Raw genomic sequence first — 21,458 nt, 5'->3', positions numbered from 1 at the left:
CCAGCATCTACGGCGTTCCGCAAGCCAGATTTGAAAGGTCGCCTGCCGCTCCTCTAGGTCCGGTTCGCGCACGAGCGAACCCGATCGCGCCCACGCCTGCCAACCGTGGGCCCTCAGCGACGCTCGCGAAACTGCGTGGTCCGGTCACGCAAACGTCATAGCAGCTTGCGCAGCGCCCTGACCATTACTTCGAGACCCTCCGCGGTGACCGTCGATCCACCACCAGACCGCGAGGCTCTGCTGTCGCATGACGCCGTCCATGGCAGCTTTGCCTTGCGGGCTATCGCTTCACCGATCTCAGGCATAGAGCCCCCGGCAACGCCAGCCTTCTTCGCAGCAGCCTCAAAAACAGAGGATGGAAGGCTGCTACCACCACCTCGCGGCAGCGTGACGCGTGGAACGCCCACCAGGTCGCACACTTCGTTAATCAGGTCTTGCTTGGTACGCCCGCCGTGGAATCCGTATTCGCCCGCCCGTGATGTGCTTGTGTCGTCTGCACCGTTACAGAGCCCGCACCAGTCGGGGTTCATGCCGTGGATACACTCATCGGTCACGAAACTCATTGAACCATCCGAACCGACGAAGCGCGTACCTCGTCACAGTGAGGTCGCCGCACCGCCCCTCACCCGACTCGACCGACTCAGTTGAGCCTGGAGTCGTCGGCGCCATGGCTGCGAGACGCCGTGTGTCGTTGGGCGCCGGCGCTCCAGCATTGTCCTTGTCTGCGGTGGGTCAAGTCGTGCATGCCGAGGGAAATCACCTGCATCGCACGAGCGCGCCCCCGGGCCGCCGTACTAGACGGCCGGCCTCCCTGATGTCGGGGCGCAGAATCGCGGCCTGTCGCGCGCGGGAGGCCTACGCCAACGGAGCCTCCAGCAGGCGCGCGAGGCGTTCTCACTCGCCGGGCTCGAGCCACGGGTTCAACGACGCGCGGCGAGGAGGCCGGCAGGAGCGCCTCGCGCCGGGCCCGTCTCTGCTCGTGAGGGTGAGGAGCCGCACCCGGGCTTCAGGCTCTGCACCCGCGGGCCGTGAGTCCAACCACGGCGCCGAGCCATTCGGCAAGGCGAACACACGCCAACTCCGCTGAGGCATTCATTGGCGGGTTCACGATCACGTAAGTTTTCGCTACGTCATCCGGTTTGCCGCCGGCCACTCACGCGGTAGGGAGCGTGCTCGATTCCGCCGGGAACGAGGGTTGGGCACCGCTTAAGGTCGCGGCGTGGGCGCCTGCCCGGGCGGCGAAGCCGGCCGCCACGGCGAGCGGGTCGCCAGCCGATAGCCGCCAGGCCAGGGCGCCGACGAACGCGTCGCCGGCCCCGGTGGTGTCCACGACGTCGACCTTCGGAGCCGCCACCGCGGTTACCTCCGTACGTTCTCCGGATCGCTCTGCGACGCGAGCACCACGTGCACCGAGGGTGAGCACCGCGGATCGCGGACCGGCGTCGACGAGTGCCCGCACGACGTCGTGCGGCTCCCCTTCATGGATGCCGAGGAACCTCAGCGCCTCGTGCTCGTTGACGACCAACGGATCGGCGAGGCGAGTGACGTCGTCGGGCAGCTCGAGGACGGGCGCGAGGTTGAGGACCACGCGGCCGTGCGCGAGGCGCGCGGCCTCCTCGATGCCGGAGGGCGGGATCTCGCCCTGCAGCACGACGACGTCGGCGCCGGCGACGAGCTGCGCGTGCCGGCGCACGGCGTCGGCGTCGACGGAGCCGTTGGCGCCGGGCACGACGACGATCGTGTTCTCGCCGTCGTCGGAGACCGTGATGATCGCGATGCCGGTCGGGCCGGGCACCTGCGCGAGCCCGGACAGGTCCACGCCCGCGGACCGCAACCCCGCCGTCGCGGGCTCCGCGAACTCGTCGGAGCCGACCGCGCCGACCAGCGCGGCGTCGGCTCCGAGCCGAGCGGCGGCGACGGCCTGGTTCGCACCCTTGCCGCCGGGCAGCACCTCGAGCGACGAGCCGAGCACCGTCTCGCCGGGAGCGGGGTGCGCGGCCGTGCGCACCACGAGGTCGGCGTTGACGGATCCGACGACGACGATCGAGGCCACGGAGCCGAGTCTGCCCGACGCCGGGGCTGTTCCTTCGTCGACGTAGCTCCTCGGTACGCTCCCGGCGCTGATAACTACCCGAGCGCTACGTCGCGACCGCGATCTGGGCCGACTCAGCCCGCCAGCACCTCCCGCAGCTTCACGGCGAACGCGGCCGGGTCGTTGCCCGGCGACCACTCGTTGCGCACGAACCCACCGTGGTCGCCGGGGAACACCACGGCCTCCATCCCGAGCGCCTCGGCCAGCGCCAGCCCGCCACGCCGCGCCATCGTGCCTTCGCCCTGCTCCCCCACCGCCGGCACGATCCGCACGGGCGAGCGCCGCAGCGCCTCAAGGTCGGGCTCGAACAGCGGCATCGTGGCGAGGTTCTTGCCGAGCAGCAGGTCGTCGCGCCGGCCGTCGTCCGCGGTCGGCAGGCCGAACATGGCCGGGTCGGGCGCGGGCTGGTCGAGGTAGTCCTCGGGCAGCGGCGCCGGGTACATCACGAGCTGGATGAACTTGGCCATCGCGGGTCCGAAGCCCTCGCGGTGGTAGGTCTCGACGATGTCGGCCTGGACGCGCAGCGCCATGTCGCGGTCCGGGAGCAGCGACGTGAGCGGCGGCTCGTGCGCCACGAGCGTGCGCACGTCGTCGGGGTGGTCCACGATCCACGCGAGCACGTTCACCGCACCGCCGCTCGACGCGAAGACGTCCACCTTCCCCAGCCCGACCGCTTCGACGACGCGGTGGTAGTCGTCGGCGTGCGTCTGAGTCGACACCTCGCCGTCGGATTTCAGCGTGCTGCGCTCAGTGCCGCGCGGGTCGTAGGTGATCACAACGCGGTCGGTGAACTCGGACGCGAGCTGAGCGAAGTCGCCCGCCGCCATCGGTGAGCCGAGGATGAACAGCGGCAGGTGCTCGCCCGGCGTCTCGGTCTCGCGGACGTCGTAGGTGAGGACGGCGCCCGGCACGTCCAGGGTGAAGGTCTTCGGCTCGGTCATGGTCACTCCTCCGTCAGGTGTCGTCGCTGGTAGAGACGAGGCACGCTGGCGGAACTCATCGCGGCACCTGGGCGGCTGGCCGGATCCCAGGCGTCTGGAAGCCGGCCATCCCGCTCAGCGAAGCTGGGCACGGATGCTCGCGAGCGTCTCGGGGCGCGGCGGACGAGCAGCAGCACAGGCCCATGCTCCTTGAGCAGGACTTGCACCGGGCGCCGACGTCGGACGTGCGCAACGGGCCCTACGGTTCTCGCATCCGGGCCTGGCGGGAGCTCCCGCGATGTCGCCCGGATTATTCGGTCCCTTGGATGCCGAGCGTCACCCTCGGCGCGTGACCCGGCTCGGACTACTTCTCGTCCTCCGGGCCGAGGTCGTCCTCGTCGTCCTCCTCGATCGAGAACGACCCGCCGAAGTGCACGTCGTCGGGGTCGACACCGAGCCCGTCCGCGATCTGGAGCCGGATCTTCTCCGCCATGGTCACGCCCTTGGACTTGCGCCGCATCGACCGGTACGTCTCGGCGTCGACGCCGAACGACGTCTGCGTCCACGCGTCGAACGCCCGCTCGTACTCCGCCGTCGGACCCTCGACCGCGAACCCGAACAGCTCCGTGAGCGGGAAGTACTGCGTGGTGCGCGGGGCGTCGTCGGTCGGCGCGAGCTCGACCTCCAGGACGCCGTCGCCGACCGAGTACTTCACGAGCTCCGGCCGCCGGTAGTAGGTGGTGCGGGGCGTCACGGACCCGTCGGCCTCGTAGTGCTTGCGCGTCACGACCAGCAGCTCGTCGCTGACGGGCTCCTCGGTCGGCGTGTCGGGGTACGCGCGCGGCTCGGGCCGTGTTGCGGGGTGGCGGGTCATCGTCCTCCTGCGGTTCGTCCAGCGTGTCGAGCATGCGTCGTGCTGCCCGCCGGTGTCACGTCGGTTCTCCCGGAGCGGACACGTCATCCTGCCACCGTCGTCCCGAGCCCGCCCCCAGGCGGTCGTCGTCCACAGCTCACGCCGTGTGCCCGACGGCGGGACTCGCCCCGGGTGCAGCCTCGTGCGCACGCGGTGGCCCGGCGGGGGCCACCGACCGCACGGACGGAGCTGCGACCATGACGACGACCACGACCCCCACGACCAGGCCGGCGCTCGAGCGGCGCCGGTTCGTCTCCCCCGAGCTCGTCGACCTGCGCACCGCGTGGACGCTCGAGCGCGACCTCGCCACCGCGCCCGACGCCCGCCACGACGCCTGGTGCCAGGGCCGGCACGGCTGGATGCTCGAGGACGGCCTCGACACGGTGCTCGAGCCGGTGCTGCGCCAGGACACCTACGGCGCCCAGGCGTTCTACCGGTTCTTCGACCTCGACGGCGCGGCGGCCGAGACGCTGCTCGACCGGCTCGACCCCGGCTACCTCGCCGAGGAGCGGCAGAACGACGGTCCGTCGATCGGCGCGGTGCTGCGCGCCCTCGCCGCCCACCCGGACCGGCTGCGCGCGCACGGCTACGTCGTCGGGCCGGGCCGCTGCGACGAGCGCATCACCGTCGAGGGTGTGCTCGTCCGCACCGACGACGAGCTCGTGGTCGACCGGCACCACTCCAGGAGCTGCCAGTGCGAGCACCTCGTGAGGTACGTCGCCGAGGACCTCGGCATCGACGACATGCGCGTGCCGCCGCACGAGGTCGGGCCGTGGTGGGGCTTCTCGTTCAACGCCCCCGCCGACGAGGGCGAGGATGAGGAGCGCTGGTACCGGTTGTGGTGGGACTGACGTGTGGCCGAGGCGCGCTCGTCCCTCGTCACAAGCCTGTGGATAACCTCCGGGGCGTCGGCTCGGACCGCACTACCGTCGTCGGCCATGGCGCACCTCGACCTCGACACCGACGCGCTGGCCGCCGCGTCGTCCGGGCTCCGTGCGGCCGCGGCCGCGCTCGCCGGCGCGAGCACCGCCGTCGGGCACGACGACGCGCGGGCGGCGGGCGACCCGGTGCTCGCCGCGGCGGTCGCCGACCTGTTCGCCGCGTGGGCGCCGACGCACCGCGGCCTCGTCTCGGCGGTGGAGCACCTGGCGACGGCGCTCGCGCACGCGGCCGAGACGTTCGAGGCGGCCGAGGGCATGACCGCCGAGGGGCTCGCGGCGCTGCTCGCGCCGTCCACCGCCGCCGCCGGCCCGCGCCGGGACCAGGCCGTCTGATGCGCGACGTCGAGTTCGCCCCGCTCCTGGGTGTCCCGCTGCGGCTCGAGCGCGTAGGGGCCGCCGCGGCCCACGCCGCGGCGGTGCTCGAGGACGCCCGGGCGAGCACGGGCAGCGTGGGCGGACGGCTCGAGGGGCAGCGGAGCGTCGCCGTCACCACCGCGCGGGCACGGCTGTCCGACGTCGGCACGTGGCTCGGCATGTGCGCGGGCGTGCTCGCGGAGGCGGCCACGACGCTGCGCCGGCACGCGGCGGTGCTGGCCGACCTGCAGCAGGCCGCGCTGCTCGCGATCAGCCGACGCGACGACGCGCTCGAGCGCGAGCGCCGGGCGCAGGCCGAGCTCGAGGAGGCGCGCCGTTCCACGTGGAACGCGCTCGGGCAGGACCTCGCGGCGACGGCGCTGCGGATCCCGGCCGCCGAGCGGGCGATGGCCGAGGCGCGGGCGGACGTCCTCGCCGCGGAGGCGCAGTGGCGGCGGGCACGCGACGCGAAGGCCGCCGAGTCGGTGCGCGCGGCGACGGCGCTGAGCGCGCTGGGCGACGTGCGGCTCGTCACGGCCTCGGTCGCTGCGGGGATGCGCGTGCCGCAGGTGACGGCGTCGTGGGAGCGTGGGCTGCACGCGGCGAGCCTCGCGGCGACCGCGGCGTGGAACGGATCGAGCCGCGACCGGTCCGCCGCGAGCGCCGAGCTGCGCCGGCTGCTCGCCGAGGTTGGCCGGGACCCGGCGTTCTGGACGGCGTTCTGGGACCAGGTGACGCCCGAGGAGCTGTACCGGGCGGTGGGGATCCGGCCCGTCGAGCCTTCGCTCGCCGAGGGCCTCGCGGACGGGGTGCGGCTCTGGGCGGCGGGTGCGTCGGAGGCTGAGCTGGAGACGTTCGGGCGCGCGCTGGTCGAGGACCTGGGCGACCACGAGCTCGGGCTCGACGCGCGCGCGGCCCTCGCCGCGCTGCTGCTGGCGCCGGCGCTCCCGGGCGCGGTCCACCGGTCGGCGGCCGAGGCGCTCGTCGAGCGCCGCACCTCGCGGCCGGGCGACCCCGTCGACGTGGTGCGTCTCGAGCCGCTGATCACCGCCGTCGCGACGGGCCTGCTGCTGCGGCCGCACGAGGCGTTCGAGCACCTGGCCCCGGCCGACGACGCGCTGGCGGCCGAGCGGGCGCGGGCGTGGTTCGGCGTCGCACCTCCTGGTGGGTGGCCCGACGGCGGTGCCGCGGTCGCGGGCGCGCTCGCGGCGGCGGTGCTCCACGGGTCGGGCTCGTCGTCGAGGAGCGACCAGGCGCGCGCCGCGACGCTCGTCTCCCACGCGACGCACGAGCTGCCGCGCGGACTGCTGTCGGAACCTCCGCCGTCGGACCTGGCGAGCGTACGCATCGTGCGCGCGTACGAGCCGTACGTGCCGGTGTTCGGCGACGCGGTCCGGAGCGCGGACAAGAACGGGCCGCCGCGCCCGGCGGGAGTCGTCGACGACTTCACACTCGCCGACGGCGTGGTCGAGGACCTCCCCGTCGTCGTGCAGCCCGACCTCGACGCCTTCGCCCTGCGCGACGTCATCTCCGCCACCTCCCGCACGGAGGCCGGGGCCGGCGCCTGGCTCGGCAGCGCCGACCGGTACCACGACGCGATGCTCGACCTGGCGTTCGGCACCTCCGCGCCCGAGGGCATCAGCGAGGGAGACCAGGGCAACATCGTCCGCGAGAGCCTGCGGGACGCGGCGTCCGTGGCGGGCGCGCTGCAGCTCGAGACGATCCGCACCGCCCAGCGTGAGCAAGCGGTGATCGACGGCGCCGCGTCGGGGGCGGTGTTCCTCGCCAACGTCGCGATCGCGAAGGTGCCGATGCCGCCGGTCGCCTCGACGTCGACGTCCACGGCCACCGGGACCGTGATCGACGGCTTCGTGCCGGACCGCCTCGGGCCCGCGCGCGAGGCGGTGCTCGAGAAGGAGGCGCAGCTGCGGCAGCACTACGTCGGTCGCGCGTACGCGGCCGCCGTCGACCACGACGTCGACCACGGGATGACGTACGCGGAGGCGGTCGACGAGCGCACCGAGCTGGCCCCCGGTTCGGGGGACGTCAGCGACGCCTTCGGTAGCACCTACAACGCGATGTCCGACCTGCGACGAGAGCTCGGAGAGAACCCGTGAAGAAGTACCTGACAGACCCGGCCGTCTACATGCCCGCGGCGATCGTCCTGGTCACCATGATCGTCTGGGTCATGTTCAACGGGCTCGGGCCTGCGTGGGAGCGGTGGTCGCACGAGCGCCGGATGGAGCGGATCCTCGTCTGGACGCCGGAGCCGTGGGCGATCACGGTCGACGACTTCCCCGAGGGGACCGCCACCGCGCTCCCGGCACAGGAAGCATGGTTGTCACGCTGGAGCTGGGTCGACGCGATCGACCCGTGGGAGACGCCCGGGCTCGAGCACGTGATCCGCGAGCTTCCCTTCTCCTCCCTGTGGGTCGAGACGCGCGGTACGCCGGATGCGGCCACGTGGTGCCTCAACGGGGTACGTGTCGGCGACACCGACGTCTTCTCCTTCGCCGGCGCCCTCGCGGACGGGACGCTTCTCGACAACCGGGCGAGCTTGTGGAGCTATCAGACGCGGGTGACAGCGATGGACGAGTGGTACGCCGAGCGGACGGCCGGCGTGCTCGAGCACGAAGCGATCGGTGACACCCTGACGTACGACGAGCGGAGCCGTCGGATTCATGCCGGAGAACCGTTCCACACGGGCCCGATCGGTTACATGGGCAACCGGGTGGTCGTGGTCGACGAGTCCGGCGAGCGGCTGGAAGTCGTCGGCGTCGCGACGGTCACCGGTGACGCGTTCGTCGCGGTCGGCACGGTGACGCCGGTCGGCGTCGAGCCCGACGCCGACGCGGTGGAGCTGCTCGAGACCCTCGCCGCCAAGGTCCGGAGCGACGAAGCCGCGGTGAGTGCCGCCGCGGTGGAGGAAGTGGGCGACTGAACTGACCATGCTTCCGGAACAGACCTCGAGGCCCAACATTGCCGCTTAGGCCGCGTCCGAGGTCAGCTCGAACGGGTCCGACCGCACACGTCGCGGCCAGCACCGGGGGACGCGCTGCGCCGCGCGCAGTCGGGCCCGTCACACGATAGGGCCACCGCAGACGGCCCCTGCTGGTGGTCCTGTCGCGTCCGGCACTCTGCTCAGAGGTGGCATCAGAGCAGAGTGAAAATGTCCACCTGGCCGGCGTCGAAGGCGGGCTTGTCGAACGTGTCGATGGTGAACTTCGACTTGCCGCCGGACTTCAGTCGGTCGACGTAGGTCCACTCGACCGCCACAAGGTCCGTGCCGTTCCGGACCACCGCGATGACCCGCACGCTCTCCAGGTCCTCGGCGAAGTTGCCGCTCAGGGTGCCGGTGATCCTGCTCGACCATTCGTCGTGCGTTACCTCGACGTCGGACACCTCGATCGTCCCCGCGTCGGAGAGGTCGTCCATTGACATCGGTCCGCGCACCTCAAGGTCGACGATCTCACTGGCGTCGGCCTCGAACATCGCATGGAGCGCGAACTGCTGGCCCGGCAGAACCGTCCCGTACTCTTGGGTCGTGTCGAGGATCGTGCCGTCCTTGTCCAGCGCGCTGATCTCGAACTGCCCGGCCTCGTAGCCCATGCCCTCGTTCGGGTTGTCGAGGATCACGACCCCATATGAGTACTCCCCGCCTTCGCTTTCGACCCAGCCCGTGTATGAAATCGAGACCTCGGGCTCGGGCGTGGGCTCCTCTTCGGGTGTCTGTGTCTCGGTCGGTTCGGCATCCGGAGTCACCGCTGCGGGCTCCGTGGCGGGTGCTTGCGCCTCGACGGGTGCGTCCCCCACGGCGCACGACGCCGACCCGAGCGCGAGCGCCATCCCGGCGAGCATCCCAGTGACCTTACGCATATATTGCGCCTCTCTCGATGCTGGACACCGCCCGACTGCGGGCCTAGTCCTGGTGTGCAGGTGCGTTGCCAATGCTTCCCCATGGCAACCATTTGTCGCGATGCCCAAGCGGGTGAAATCGGGGAGGGCGCTGCGCATGTCCTGGACTGTGGCCAGGTCCAAGTACGTCTGCACAATGGATCGATGGCTATTGCGGATCGCCGCGGCCGCGAGTCGGCCCACGCCGGCGCGCCTTTGTGGGTCCAGCGCTCCAGACGCACGACGGGAATCCGCCGTCGTGACGGCCCGTGCCCAACCCGCCTGACACATCGTGTGACGGAGGCCGCAAGCACGTGTCACGTTTTGCGAAGGCGAGACGCCGCGCGGGCCGAGGCCTCAGAGCCGGCGGGCTGTGCCAGGCATGATCAACGCTTTACAACCTGACTTACGACGTACCGCTGTTTGAAGCGAGCGTCTCCGCCAGGGAGGACCTGCCCAACTCCTCACCGGACTTGTCGTCGACGAAAGCGACCTCAACGTCCACGTCGTCCGCGGCGACGCCAGCGAGCTGCTGGAACAAGCCGCCCTGGATGTACAGCCCGAAAGCGTAGAACTCTTCGAGCACGTTGTACTTCGTCCCGTCAACCTTGACCGTGAAGGTGGTGAAGTCGTCGTCCGCCTCGATGGCGGTGAACGAGTTCTCGGGATCATCCGCGAGGTCGGCGAGAGATTCCTTCATCGACGTGCGCATCTCGTCGAGCATCTCGCCCTGACGATCCTTGGACATCGACAGGGTGAGGGTCTTGTCGGGGTTCACGACGGCGGTAACGCCCGGCTCGTCGTCGAAGGCTGCGAGGATTTCTTCGTCCGTCTGTACCCCTTCAGGGTCCACGAGGTCGCGCCGCAGGGTGATATCGACGTTGAACAGGCCCTCGTCAACCGACGCGGCTGGAGGCTCCGACGCCTCAGCGGCAGACGTTGTCGAGGCGGACGACTCAGCGGGCGTCGTACCTCCACAAGCTGCGGTCAACGCGATGAGCGCCAGTAACGGGACGAGAGCCAGGCTACGGATGGGAGACATGCCAACCTTCGGTGATGCAGCAGGGACGATGTTGATGCTATCTGCCCGCTTCTCCCTGATTGTCTGCCTCACGGGTGAAATTGCGTCGGGCACCGGGTGAACCCGAGTTCCGCCCTTGAGGTTCGGCGCACAGGATGGGGTGGTCCCGCGCTCAGTCCGCCTCCAGCTCGCGGACCTGGTCGGCCGCCTCGTCGCGGCGGCGGGTCGCATCCGCGAGCGTCCGCTCGGCCCGCTTGCGCACCTTGACCGCCCCGCGCAGGTCGGCCTCGAGCCGGCGGGCCTGGTCGTCCAGCTCCGCGAGACGACGGCGCAGCTCCTCGCGCTCGTCCTCCACCGCGCTCACCTCGTCCTCGAGCCGGCTGACCTCCGCCTCGGCCTCGTCCCGCTCCTGCTCCGCGGCGGTGACGTCCTCCTCGAACTCGGCGAGCTCCTCGCGCGCCTCCTCCAGCGCACGTGCCGCCGCCTCGCGCGCCTCGCGCTCGCGCCGCTCCTCCCGTGACTCCTTCGCCTCGGCGCCCTTGGTCTTGCCCGCCGCCGCGCCGCGAGCCGTCGAGCGCGCGCGAGTGCCGCCGTCGGGCAGGTCGGGGACGGCACGCAGGTGCCGGCGCGGCGTGCCGTCGTCGGGCAGCGGCTCGAAGCCGAGCGCGTCGGGGGCGGCGACGGCGCTCGCGGCGTCGACCGGCGCGAACCCCGTGGCCTCGAGCGTGCCGACGAGCAGCCCGCTGCGGACCGCTCGGGCGGCGTCGGGGTCGATCATCGCGGCCGTGAGCGTCGCCTCGACCTGCGTCGCCACGGCGTCGCTCACCGCGACGTCGTGCTCCTCCGCGAGCGCCCGCGCACGGGCCGTGACCGCGGCGGTCAGCCGGCGCCGCTGCGCGGTGAGCTCGCGCAGCTGCTTGGCGTCCATGCCCTGCTGCGCCTCGCGGAACTGCGCGCCGAGGTCGATGACCTGCTCGACCTGGTCGGTCTCCTGCCGCACGAGCAGGTCGACGACCCAGGCCGCCGTCGACGGCTTGCGCAGCGCCTTGACCTCGCGCGCCAGGCCGTCGTCGCCGGCGTCCCGCAGCTCCTTGACGCGCGCGTCGCGGGCGCCGATGAACTCCCCGGGGTCGAGGCCGTAGAGCTCGTCGGCGATCTCCAGCAGCGTGGGCACGCTCCGAGCGTAAGTGCGGTGGGGCATCCTCGTAGCGTCAGCCGCACTGCTCCACCGGGAGGTCTCCGTGCTCATCCTCCGCTCCGTCGCGCTCTTCGCCGCCGCCGCGCTGTTCGAGATCGGCGGCGCGTGGCTCGTCTGGCAGGGCATCCGCGAGCACCGCGGCTGGATCTGGGTCGGGGCCGGCGTCATCGCGCTCGGGATGTACGGCGCGTTCGCGACGTTCCAGCCCGACGCCCACTTCGGGCGCATCCTCGCCGCCTACGGCGGGGTGTTCGTCGCCGGGTCGCTCGTGTGGGGCATGGTCGTCGACGGGTTCCGGCCCGACCGGTGGGACGTCGTCGGCGCACTCGTGTGCCTGCTCGGCGTCGCGATCATCATGTACACGCCGCGGTCGGCGTGACTCCCTGGCGAGCTGTCAGGGCCAGGCCCGTGGATACCGCGGCGTGAGCCTGACAACTCGGGACTAGAATCGTTTCGATTCCCATGAAGACGCCCCTCACCTCGCTCCCCGTGGACCAGCGCCGCGCGACGATCATCCTCGTCGCGATGGCGCTGTCGACGTTCCTGTTCGTCACCGTCGAGTCGCTGCCGTCCGGCCTGCTCACCCTCATGGCGCCGGACCTGGGGCGCTCGACGTCGCAGATCGGCCTGCTCGTGACGGGCTACGCGCTCGTCGTCCTCGTGGCGTCCGTGCCGCTCGCGCACTGGACCCGGACGATCCCGCGGCGCTGGGTGCTGTCCGCGTGCGCCGGCCTGGCCGCGGTCTCGACCCTGTGGGCCGCGCTCGCGCCGAGCTACGAGCAGCTCCTCGCCGCGCGGCTCGTCACCGCGGGCGCGCAGGCGCTGTTCTGGGTCGCGGTCGTGCCGGCGACGGCGGGCCTCTTCCCGCCCCTGGTGCGCGGCAAGGTCATGGCACGGCTCGCCGTCGGCAACTCGCTCGCGCCCGTCATCGGCGTGCCGCTCGGCACCTGGCTCGGCGAGCACACGTCCTGGCGGGTGACGTTCCTCGCGGTGGCGGGCCTGTCGCTCGTCGTGACGCTCGTGGTCCTCGCGCTCTTCCCCACGGTGCCTCCGGCCCAGGGCGGCGCGAGCAGCGCACCGTTCCCGAGCGCGCGCCGCTTCGGCTTCGACCTCACCATCACGGTCATCGTCGTCACGGGCGCGTTCGGCGTCATCACGTTCGTCACGCAGTACCTCATCGACGTCGCCGGGTACACGCAGTCCGACATCCCGCGCCTGCTGCTCATCCAGGGCGCCGCGGGCGTGGCCGGCGCGGTGATCGTCGGGAGGTTCCTCGACCGCCGGCCCGTCGGCGCGCTCCTCGTGGCGCTCGCCGTGCTGGTCGGGGCGCAGGTGGCGCTGTGGGCGCTGGGCGAGCAGCCGGTCGCGGCCGTCGCCGCGCTCGCCCTGTTCGGCATGGCGTTCTCGACGATCCCGCCCGTGCTGTCGCACCGCGTGATGCTCGTGTCCCCGCGCTCGACCAACATGGGCATGGCCTGGTCGTCGTCGATCTTCAACCTCGGCATCGCCGGCGGGTCGGCGCTCGGCGCCGGGCTCGTCGCGCTCGTCGGAGTGCGGACCGTTCCGATCGTGAGCGCCGGCCTGGTGCTGCTCGCGCTCGTCGTCGCGCTGCTCGAGGAACGCTTCACCGCGCCGCTCAGGTCGCTCGCGGAGCACGCCGTCGAGCAGGTCGAGAAGGAGCTCGGCGCGAAGGGCGCACCGACGCCGTAGCCCGTCGTCGCTACGGCGTCGTCGACGCCGTCCTGGCCAAGTCCAGGCGTGACGTCGTCACGGGTGGAAGCATGGCCCCGTGGACGACTCCGACCGCTGCCCGTGCCTGTCCGGCGAGACGTACGGCGCCTGCTGCGGCCCGCTGCACCGCGGCGCGCGGACGGCCGCCACCGCGGAGGCGCTCATGCGTTCGCGCTACAGCGCGTTCGCGGTCGGCGACGCCCGCTACCTCCTGGCGACCTGGCACCCCAGCACGCGCCCCTCGTCGCTCGAGCTGGACCCCGACCAGGTGTGGCGGCGCCTCGACGTCCTCGCCACGCGCGCCGGCGGCCCGTTCGACGACGCCGGCGAGGTCGAGTTCGCCGCCTCCTTCCGCGACGCCTCCACCGGCGAGCGCGGGAGGCTCCACGAGGTCAGCCGCTTCGTGCGCGACGGCGGCACGTGGTTCTACGTCGACGGGGACGTCGGGCCGTGAGCGGGTCGGCGGTGGAGCGGCTCGTCGAGCTGCAGCGAAGCGGGACGACCTCGGCCGAGGCGCTGGCGTTCTTCGACGCGCTGCCGATCGACGACGTCTTCCGGCGCGTCGACGAGCACACCGTGCTCGGGCTCATGGAGCTGCGCGGCATGCCGGCGCCGTTCTTCTTCGTGCTCCGCCGGGCGGGAGCGGCGTCACGGCGAGGTGCGCGACGTCGGCGCGCTCGGGCCGGGGCAAGCGTTCGGCCTGGAGGCGATGCTTGACGGCGTCCGCGGGGCGGGCATGACCACCCGCGCGACGTAGCGCGCCGGTCCGCGACGTAGCGCGGCACGCGCCGACGTAGCGCCCCCGCCGCGAAGTAGCGCTGCACGGCGCGAGGTAGCGCTGCGCCGCCGAGACTTCGGCCAGGGTTCACCTGGACGTCGTGGTGGGTGTCGGACGGTCTGCATAGGGTCGCGGCGGAGACCCCACGACTCGACGAGGAGCCCCGATGCCCCGCTCGTTCCGAACCGCTGCGGCTGCGTCCCTCGCGGCTGCACTCGCCCTGACCGCAGGAGCACCGGCGGTCGCCGATGCACCCGACGCACGTGCCGCCGTCGGGCAGCCGGTCGAGCTGCGCGTGGCGACGTACAACCTGTCGCTCAACCGCGCGGCCGAGGGCCAGCTCGAATCCGACCTGGCGACGGGCGAGAACGCGCAGGCGCAGACCGTCGCGGAGATCATCCAGCGCGCGAACCCGGACGTGGTGCTGCTCAACGAGTTCGACTACGTGGAGGGCGGCCGAGCGGTCGACCTGTTCCGCGAGAACTACCTCGAGGTTCCGCAGGGCGGCGCGGAGGCGGTCGAGTACCCGTACGCGTTCGTCGCGCCGTCGAACACCGGGATCCCGAGCGGGTTCGACCTCAACAACGACGGGACGGTCGGGGGCGGCGACGACGCGTTCGGGTTCGGCGTGTTCGAGGGGCAGTACGGCATGGCGGTGCTGTCGAAGTACCCGATCGACACCGACGCGGTCCGCACGTTCCAGACCTTCCTGTGGAAGGACATGCCGGGCGCGCTGCTGCCGGACGACCCGTCGACGCCCGAGCCCGCCGACTGGTTCACGCCGGAGGAGCTCGAGGTCGTCCGGCTGTCGAGCAAGTCGCACTGGGACGTGCCGGTGCAGGTGGGCAACAAGACGGTCCACGTGCTGGCGTCGCACCCGACCCCGCCGACGTTCGACGGTCCCGAGGACCGCAACGGGCGCCGCAACCACGACGAGATCCGCTTCTGGGCGGACTACGTGACGGCCGGGCCGACGTCGTCGTACATCTACGACGACGAGGGCCGCACCGGCGGGCTGAAGCCCGGCTCGCGGTTCGTCGTCATGGGCGACCAGAACGCCGACCCGCACGACGGCGACTCGTACGACGTCGCGATCGACCAGCTGCTCGGCCACCCGCGCATCACCGACCCGCTGCCGACGTCGGAGGGTGCCGTCGAGGCGGCCGAGCTGCAGGGCGGCGCCAACGCCGCGCACACGGGCGATCCCGCGTACGACACGGCCGACTTCGCGGACAACGCGCCGGGCAACCTGCGCGCCGACTACGTGCTGCCGTCGAAGAACCTGCAGGTGCGGGACGCCGGGGTGTTCTGGCCGGTGCGCTCGGACCCGCTGTCGCGGCTCACGGGCGAGTACCCGTTCCCGAGCAGCGACCACCGGCTGGTCTGGGTGGACGTCAAGGTCTGATCCCGCGCGTGAGGCGCCGGGGCCGCGCGTTCATCGCGTGCGGTCCCGGCGCTCCGACGTCCCCATGCCCCACCGCACCGCCCGGACGGCGAACGCCCCGGCGGGACCGCCGAGCGTGCGGCTGAACCGCGTCTCGACGTCGAGCATCTCGCGCGCCCACGGCGGCAGGAGCGCGACCGCCCCCGCGCCGAGCATGCCGTACGGCGGGCGGGCCGGTGCGGGCAGCGGCGGCTCGCGCAGGAGGAAGCGGGCGGCGTCGAGCGCCTCGGGCGTGGGCTCGAGCTCGGGCCGGTACTCCTCGAGGCAGGCGGTCAGCTCGGCCCTGGTCTCGGGTACGACGTCGGCGCCCAGCGCCCGGGCGATGCGGGCCGACTGGCGCAGGTACTCGTCCACCTCGGACGGCGTGAGCCGGCGCTCGCCGTAGCGCTGGTGCGCGGCGAGGAACGAGTCGGCCTCGGCGACGTGGACCCAGGACAGCAGGTGCGGGTCGCTCGCGCGGTACGGGCGGCCGTCGGGCGTCTTGCCGCGGACGCGCTCGTGCACCGAGCGGACCCGCTCGATCATCTCCTCGGCGTCGGCGATCGTGGCGAACGTGGCGAAGGCGAGGAACGTCGACGTCCGCGCGAGGCGGCCCCACGGGTCGCTGCGGTAGCCCGAGTGGCCCGCGACGCCCGCCATGGCGAGCGGGTGCAGCGACTGGAGCAGCAGCGCCCGCAGGCCGCCGACGAACATCGCCGCGTCGCCGTGGACCCGGCGGATCGGGCTGCCAGGCGGGAACCAGCGCGGGCCCGGCGTGAGGTGGATGCGGTCGCGCGCGACGTCGCCGTCCGGGCCCGCGACCTTGGTGAACAGCGCGTCGCCCAGGCGCACCCTCAGGCGCTCCACGGGGCCCACGACGACGGCCGACATGGAGTCAGTATGCCGCGCCGCCGCTGGACGTCGTGCCGCGACGGTCTCGGCCGAAGGGCTCCACACCTCCGCCTTCGCGAGCCGCTTGCGCACGGCCTCACCGCCGACCTGCTCGATCCACGACCGGTCGCCCACGACGACGAGCAGCACCCGCGCCCGCGAGAGCCCGGTGTAGAGCATCTCGCGCGCCCGTCCGGCGTCGCGCACGCCGTTGACGGCGAGCACCACGACCTGCCGCTCGAGGCCCTTGAACCCGAGCACGTGCCCGTAGAAGACGTCCTCCTCGGCGAAGAAGGCGTCCCAGTACGCCGCGTGCCCGCCGTGCTCGACGACGTTGACCTGCTCCGGATGTCGGCGCCCGGTCGCGAGCAGCGCGATCTGGCCGGGGTCCCAGCCTTCCTCCAGCAGCGCCTCGACGGCGTCGTCCGCGGCGTCGATCGCGTCGTCGGCCGGGACGTCCACGATGCGCACGGGCGGACCGTCCAGGCCGCGCGGCTTGACCATGCCCGACGCGAGCGAGCCGAAGACCTCAGCTGGCCGTCGTGGGCCGCCGACCCGACGCGCCAGGAGCGGCTCGCGTCGCGGCGCGCCGAGCGCGAGCCGGCGCACGCCTGATCACGGGCGCACGCCGGGCCGCCCGCGCACGCCCGATCAGCGGCGGCCGGCGTAGTGCGCGGCGAGCCGGCGCAGACCCTCGTCGATGCTCACCGCCGGCCGCCACCGCAGCTCGGCACGGGTGGCCCGCTGGTCGAACCAGTGGGCGGTGGACAGCTGCTCGGCGAGGAAGCGCGTCATCGGGGGCTCGTCGGTTCCCGGCCGCACGCGCCACACCGCCTCGACGGCGCCGCCCGCCGCCCGCGCGAGGCCGGCGGGCACCCGCCACGCCGGGGGTCGCACCCCGGCCGCCCGGCAGATGCCGCCCAGGAGGTCGGCGACGGTGCGCGGCTCGCCGTTCGTCACGACGTACGCCCGGCCGTGCACTGCGGGCGCGCGGTCGAGCGCCGCGACGATCCCGTCGGCCGCGTTGTCGACGTAGGTCGAGTCGATGAGCGCGGCACCGTGTCCGAGGAGCGGCAGCCGGCCGCGCGCCGCCCGGTCGACGATCCGCTCGACGAGCTGCGTGTCGCCCGGTCCCCACACGACGTGCGGGCGGACGGCGACGACGCTCGGCGCGCCGGGCTCGCCGTCGCGGGCCAGGGCGAGCAGCTCGGCGGCCGCCTTGGTCCGCGCGTAGTGGCCACGCGCGCGCCGGGGGTCGGCCGGTTCGGCGCCGACACCCACGAGCGACGACCCGGCGTGGGCGACCGACGGTGAGGACACCTGGACGAAGCGCTCCACGCCCGCGCGCTGCGCGGCGTCGAGCAGCGTGCGCGTGCCGCCCACGTTCACGGCCTCGAACTCCTCGGGCCGCCCCGCGAGGGACACCTTCGCCGCGAGGTGCACGACGCCGGTCACACCGTCGACGGCGCGCGCGACGACGGCCGGGTCGGTCACCGACCCCAGCACGTCCTGCGTGCCCGGCACGCCCGACGGCCGCCGCTGCAGCGTGCGCACCCGCTCGCCCCGCGCGAGGAGCGCGCGCGCGACGGCACCCCCGAGCAGGCCCGAGGCCCCCGTGACGAGCACCGTCACGGGGTGCCCACCCGCCCGCCGGCGAGCACCCGGTCGGCCCACGCCGCGAGCCGCGTGCGGTCGATCTTCGAGTTGTGCCGGACGTCGGTTGGCAGGTCGGGGGTGACGAGCACGGCGGCCGGCCGGACCGGGCACGCCTCCCGGACCGCCGCAGACAGCTCTGGCGGCGCGAGCCCCGGACGCCGCGGCCCGGCGCCCGGCACGGGCTCGACCACCACGACGGGCTGCTGCACCCCGGCCGGCCCGACGCCGACGACCGCGGCCCGCCGCACCTGCGGCAGCCGCTCGACGTGCTGCTCCGGCGCGACCGGCGCGAGCGGTCCGTCGACCGTGGTGAGCACGTGCGCGAGCCGCCCCTCGATCCACAGGCGACCCGCGGCGTCGAGGTGCCCGACGTCGCCCGTGCGGTGCCAGTGCCCGGGCGGCGTGTCCCGCTCGGCGGCGAGGTCCGTGAGCCACAGCCGGTCGTACCGCTCCTTGAGGTGCGGCGCCCGGACCAGCACCTCGCCGAGCACCCCCGGCTCGTCCGACGGCGGACCGGTCGCCGCGCCGTCGTCGTCGAGGGCGCTCACGAGGACCTCGACGCCCGGCACCGGCCGGCCGACGCACACGCCGTCGTCGGGCTCCGACGCCGCCTCGCGGATGCCGTCGAGCGTGATGTCGGTGACGAGCAAGCACTCGGTCATGCCGTAGGGGGTGTGCGCGGTCGCGGCGGGCATGAGCGCGGCCGTCGACTCCAGGAGCTGCGCGCCGATCGGCGCACCCGTCGACAGGACGGTGCGGACGCGGGCGAGCGCGGCACCCGCGCGCGGGTCGCCGTCGAGCTCACCCGCCGTGCCGACGACGTTGAGGATCGCGGCGGGCGAGAGGAACACCGTGCGGGCGTCCGCGGCCCGCACGGCGTCGGCGACCGCTCGGGCCGTGAGCGTGCGGGGCGCGGAGACGTCCATGCGCGGCGTCACCGAGCGGGTGCCCAGCGCCGGGCCGAGCAGCGCGAACGGGGCGAACCCCGTGACGAGCCCGGACTCGGGGCCGACGTCGAGGTGCGCGGCGAGCGCGTCGCGCAGCGCCGCGAGACGCCCGTGCGTGTAGACGACGCCCTTGGCCGGGCCGGTCGAGCCGGACGTGAAGAGGACGGCGGCCTCGTCGTCGGGCCCGGGCTCGGGCGGCAGATCCGCCCCGTCGCCGGCGCGCGCGACGTCGACGAGCTCGTGCGCGACGCCGAGCGCCGCCCGGGCCGGGGCCGGGAGCGGCTCGGCGGAGATCCGCACGCCCGGCCAGCCGAGCGCCCGCGCGGCCGCCAGCCCCTTGGCCTGCGCGACGACGAAGCGCGGCCACGCGCCCCGCTGGGCGCGCGTCAGCCCGCGCACGCCCAGGCCGGCGTCGGCGACGACGACCACCGCGCCGATGCGCAGGCAGGCGTAGACGAGCGCCGTGAGCGTGGGGCCGGGCTCGACCAGCAGTGACACCCGGTCGCCGGGCCGCACCCCGACCCGGTGCAGACCCGCGGCGAGCCTGTGCACCTGGCGGTGCAGGGCGCGCCACGTGACCACGCGCGGCTCGCCGTCGTCGGACACGACGGACATGTCGAGGACCGCGGGGCCGTCGTCGTCGGCCCGCGCGTCGAGGCCCGCCCACATGGGACGGAACGGGCCGGCGGGAGCGGGCTCCCGCGCGGCGCCCGCCGCACGCGCCGATCCCTCGACGTCGCGCCCGAGCCACGCGAGCACCGCCGGCGGCCAGTCGACGTCCTCGGCCACGAGGTGCCCCGCGGAGGAGAACCGGTGCACCCGCGCGTGCGGGAGCCGGCGCAGCAGGTCGTCGAGGTAGCGGTCGGTGAACACCGGGTCGCGCGCCCCCCAGAGGATCAGCGCCGGCACCTGGAGCTTGGCGGCGCCGGTGGCGATCCGGTCGAGCTCGGGGGCGCTCGGGTGGGCGGCGCTCGTGGGGATGTCCGCGACGAAGCCCGCGATGCCGTCGCGGTCGGCCGCCGTGCGGTACGGCAGGCGGTAGGCGTCCGCGACGTCGGGCGGCAGCGGCGGCCGCGCGAGCGCGAGCGTCGCCTCGAGGAACGCGCGCGTCGAGCGCGTGGCGACGCGCCGCACGCCCGGCGCGAGCGCCAGCCGCAGCGGTGCCGGCACGGGTGCGTCGTCGGGCTGGTGCACCGCGGTGTTGAGCAGCGCGACGCCGGCGAGCAGCTCCGGGTGGTCGACCGCCCAGCCGAGCGACACGACGCCGCCCCAGTCGTGCCCGAGCGTGACGACCGGCCCGTCGAGCCCGAGCGCGTCGGTGAACGCGCCGAGGTCCGCGACGCGCCGCGCGAGGGTCCGCCGCGTGCCCGTGCGCGCGGACAACCCCATCTCGAGCTGGTCGACCGCCACGACGCGCCACCCGGCGTCGGCGCCCGTGGCGACCAGCCGCCGCCACAGGTACGACCACGTCGGGTTGCCGTGCACCGCGAGCACGGTGCCGACCGGCCGGGCGCCGCGCTCGCGCAGGTCGGGCGCGTTGTCCAGGTAGTGCCACCGCTCGCCGGCGACGTCGAGCTCGTGGCGGAACCGCGGGTCGAGCCCCGGGACACTCACCACGCCAGCTCCATCATCGCCGTGTTGATGCCCGAGCCCACGCCCATGAGCAGCACCCGGTCGCCGCGGCGCAGCGTCTCGGCCTCCTCCGCGAGCGTGATCGGCACCGAGGCGGGCCCGACGTTGCCGAGCCGCGGGAACGTCGTCGGCACCTTGGACCGGTCGAGGCCCACCGCCTCGACGATGGCGTCGGTGTGCACGCGCGACACCTGGTGCGTCACGTAGCGGTCCATCGACGCCCAGTCCCACTCGGAGACCGCCTCCTTCCAGGCGTCGACGACGAGCTCCAGACCGCCGTCGAGCAGCGCCCGCGCGTCGGTGAACATGCCCTTGGCGCTGCCGACGCACAGGTCGTGGAACCGGGTCGCCGCGCGTGTGACCCCGCCGAGCAGGCGGTGGCCCTCGGGATGCTCGTCGGCCCGGCCGAGCACCGCCGTCGCCGAGCCCGACCCGAGCGTGAGCGTCGCGAACTCCTGCATGAAGTCCTCGCGGCCGACGCCGTCGCGCAGCAGCCGCTCCACGGTCGTCGCGCGCACCTCGTCCGCGTCCTCGCCGTCCACCACGAGCGCATAGCGGATCTGGCCCGACTCGATCATCCCGGCCGCGATGCTCATCCCGTTGATGAACCCCAGGCACGCGTTCGCGACGTCGAAGTTCACCGCCGACGACGGCAGCCCGAGGCCGTGGTGCAGCGCGACCGCGACCGACGGCTCGAGGTGCTTGCGCGTCACGGACGTGTTGACGAGCAGCCCGACGTCGTCGGGCGCCACCCCGGCGCGGTCCAGCGCCTCCTGGGCGGCCGCGACCGTGGCCGCGTCGCAGTCCTCGTCCGGGCCCCAGCTGCGCCGGGCGTGCACGCCCGCGACGCGCTCGAGCAGCCGGCCCGGCACGCGCAGCCGGCGCAGCGCGGGTGCGAGCAGACCCTGGATCTCGGCCGACGTCGTGACGCGCGAGGGCAGGCGGCGGGTGACCGCGAGCAGCGACACGTTCGAGAACCGGGTGGTGGCGTTCCCGTCCACGCGACCTCCAGACCGCCGGCACTCGCCGGCACGACGACACGGGCGTCGGGCGGCAGGGCCACCCGC

Annotated in this window: 20 protein-coding genes; 9 read left to right on the top strand and 11 right to left on the bottom strand. The window is 73.6% G+C overall.

Annotation, left to right across the window (positions count from 1 at the left end; translation table 11 throughout):
• Positions 1-155: 155 nt before the first annotated feature.
• The 4 genes from ISOVA_RS16285 to ISOVA_RS00830 all read right to left on the bottom strand — a co-directional run bounded on the left by ISOVA_RS16285 (position 156) and on the right by ISOVA_RS00830 (position 3,886).
• Entirely contained in the window at positions 156-563 is a 408-nt protein-coding gene (locus ISOVA_RS16285) for a hypothetical protein (RefSeq protein ID WP_143762020.1), read from the bottom strand.
• 590 nt (positions 564-1,153) lie between these two features.
• Positions 1,154-2,053 carry a ribokinase gene (locus ISOVA_RS00840; RefSeq protein WP_013837372.1) on the bottom strand — a complete coding sequence of 300 codons (900 nt, stop codon included), beginning with the start codon at positions 2,051-2,053 and terminating at the stop codon, positions 1,154-1,156.
• A gap of 113 nt (positions 2,054-2,166) precedes the next feature.
• A complete protein-coding gene (locus ISOVA_RS00835; protein WP_013837371.1) occupies positions 2,167-3,033 on the bottom strand; it encodes an alpha/beta fold hydrolase in 867 nt (288 codons plus the stop codon).
• A 343-nt stretch (positions 3,034-3,376) separates the two neighbouring features.
• Entirely contained in the window at positions 3,377-3,886 is a 510-nt protein-coding gene (locus ISOVA_RS00830) for a hypothetical protein (protein WP_013837370.1), read from the bottom strand.
• Between the two features lie 236 nt (positions 3,887-4,122).
• On the opposite strand from ISOVA_RS00830, the gene ISOVA_RS15270 reads away from it, so the two are divergent.
• From ISOVA_RS15270 to ISOVA_RS00810, 4 genes are all read left to right on the top strand, one after another.
• Entirely contained in the window at positions 4,123-4,776 is a 654-nt protein-coding gene (locus tag ISOVA_RS15270) for a hypothetical protein (protein ID WP_013837369.1), read from the top strand.
• Between the two features lie 87 nt (positions 4,777-4,863).
• Positions 4,864-5,199 carry a hypothetical protein gene (locus tag ISOVA_RS00820; RefSeq protein WP_013837368.1) on the top strand — a complete coding sequence of 112 codons (336 nt, stop codon included), beginning with the start codon at positions 4,864-4,866 and terminating at the stop codon, positions 5,197-5,199.
• Positions 5,199-7,337: a hypothetical protein gene (locus ISOVA_RS00815; protein ID WP_013837367.1), complete on the top strand. Its 2,139-nt coding sequence runs from the start codon at positions 5,199-5,201 to the stop codon at positions 7,335-7,337. The genes ISOVA_RS00820 and ISOVA_RS00815 overlap by 1 nt, the downstream gene beginning before the upstream one ends.
• On the top strand, positions 7,334-8,161 hold the full coding sequence (locus ISOVA_RS00810; RefSeq protein WP_013837366.1) for a hypothetical protein: 828 nt from the start codon (positions 7,334-7,336) through the stop codon (positions 8,159-8,161). The genes ISOVA_RS00815 and ISOVA_RS00810 overlap by 4 nt, the downstream gene beginning before the upstream one ends.
• 212 nt (positions 8,162-8,373) lie before the next feature.
• Here the strand turns inward: ISOVA_RS00810 and ISOVA_RS00805 are convergent, their stop codons facing one another.
• From ISOVA_RS00805 to ISOVA_RS00795, 3 genes are all read right to left on the bottom strand, one after another.
• Positions 8,374-9,066, bottom strand: a complete 693-nt coding sequence (locus ISOVA_RS00805) for a hypothetical protein (RefSeq protein ID WP_143762019.1) — start codon at positions 9,064-9,066, stop codon at positions 8,374-8,376.
• Between the two features lie 454 nt (positions 9,067-9,520).
• Complete coding sequence (locus ISOVA_RS00800) at positions 9,521-10,228, bottom strand: hypothetical protein (RefSeq protein ID WP_143762018.1); 708 nt, start codon at positions 10,226-10,228, stop codon at positions 9,521-9,523.
• Between the two features lie 79 nt (positions 10,229-10,307).
• A complete protein-coding gene (locus tag ISOVA_RS00795) occupies positions 10,308-11,309 on the bottom strand; it encodes a hypothetical protein (RefSeq protein WP_013837363.1) in 1,002 nt (333 codons plus the stop codon).
• 67 nt (positions 11,310-11,376) lie between these two features.
• Between ISOVA_RS00795 and ISOVA_RS00790 the strand changes: the two genes are divergently transcribed.
• The 5 genes from ISOVA_RS00790 (at position 11,377) to ISOVA_RS00770 (ending at position 15,247) form a co-directional block, all read left to right on the top strand.
• Complete coding sequence (locus tag ISOVA_RS00790; protein WP_013837362.1) at positions 11,377-11,712, top strand: YnfA family protein; 336 nt, start codon at positions 11,377-11,379, stop codon at positions 11,710-11,712.
• A gap of 83 nt (positions 11,713-11,795) precedes the next feature.
• A complete protein-coding gene (locus ISOVA_RS00785) occupies positions 11,796-13,043 on the top strand; it encodes an MFS transporter (RefSeq protein WP_013837361.1) in 1,248 nt (415 codons plus the stop codon).
• Positions 13,044-13,122: 79 nt separating this feature from the next.
• A complete protein-coding gene (locus ISOVA_RS00780) occupies positions 13,123-13,518 on the top strand; it encodes a YchJ family protein (protein WP_013837360.1) in 396 nt (131 codons plus the stop codon).
• Positions 13,515-13,781: a DUF4334 domain-containing protein gene (locus ISOVA_RS00775; RefSeq protein WP_041294717.1), complete on the top strand. Its 267-nt coding sequence runs from the start codon at positions 13,515-13,517 to the stop codon at positions 13,779-13,781. Before ISOVA_RS00780 ends, ISOVA_RS00775 begins: the two co-directional genes overlap by 4 nt.
• A 227-nt stretch (positions 13,782-14,008) precedes the next feature.
• Positions 14,009-15,247 (top strand): endonuclease/exonuclease/phosphatase family protein, encoded by a 1,239-nt coding sequence (locus ISOVA_RS00770; RefSeq protein WP_013837359.1) that lies wholly within the window; start codon positions 14,009-14,011, stop codon positions 15,245-15,247.
• A gap of 30 nt (positions 15,248-15,277) precedes the next feature.
• On the opposite strand, the gene ISOVA_RS17450 is transcribed toward ISOVA_RS00770, so the two are convergent.
• From ISOVA_RS17450 to ISOVA_RS00750, 4 genes are read right to left on the bottom strand one after another with little or no spacing between them, the layout of a single operon-like run.
• Entirely contained in the window at positions 15,278-16,765 is a 1,488-nt protein-coding gene (locus ISOVA_RS17450) for an oxygenase MpaB family protein (RefSeq protein ID WP_013837358.1), read from the bottom strand.
• A 42-nt stretch (positions 16,766-16,807) separates the two neighbouring features.
• Positions 16,808-17,788 (bottom strand): NAD-dependent epimerase/dehydratase family protein, encoded by a 981-nt coding sequence (locus ISOVA_RS00760; protein ID WP_013837357.1) that lies wholly within the window; start codon positions 17,786-17,788, stop codon positions 16,808-16,810.
• A complete protein-coding gene (locus ISOVA_RS00755) occupies positions 17,785-20,376 on the bottom strand; it encodes an alpha/beta fold hydrolase (protein WP_013837356.1) in 2,592 nt (863 codons plus the stop codon). The genes ISOVA_RS00760 and ISOVA_RS00755 overlap by 4 nt, the downstream gene beginning before the upstream one ends.
• The gene (locus ISOVA_RS00750; protein ID WP_013837355.1) at positions 20,370-21,392 is read right to left on the bottom strand and encodes a 3-oxoacyl-ACP synthase III; all 1,023 of its coding nucleotides are present in this window, start codon (positions 21,390-21,392) and stop codon (positions 20,370-20,372) included. The genes ISOVA_RS00755 and ISOVA_RS00750 overlap by 7 nt, the downstream gene beginning before the upstream one ends.
• Positions 21,393-21,458: the final 66 nt, after the last annotated feature.

Origin of the sequence: Isoptericola variabilis 225 (assembly GCF_000215105.1) — a bacterium.
GTDB classification, from domain to species: Bacteria; Actinomycetota; Actinomycetes; order Actinomycetales; family Cellulomonadaceae; genus Isoptericola; species Isoptericola variabilis_A.
This window is presented reverse-complemented; position numbering and strand designations above follow the sequence as displayed.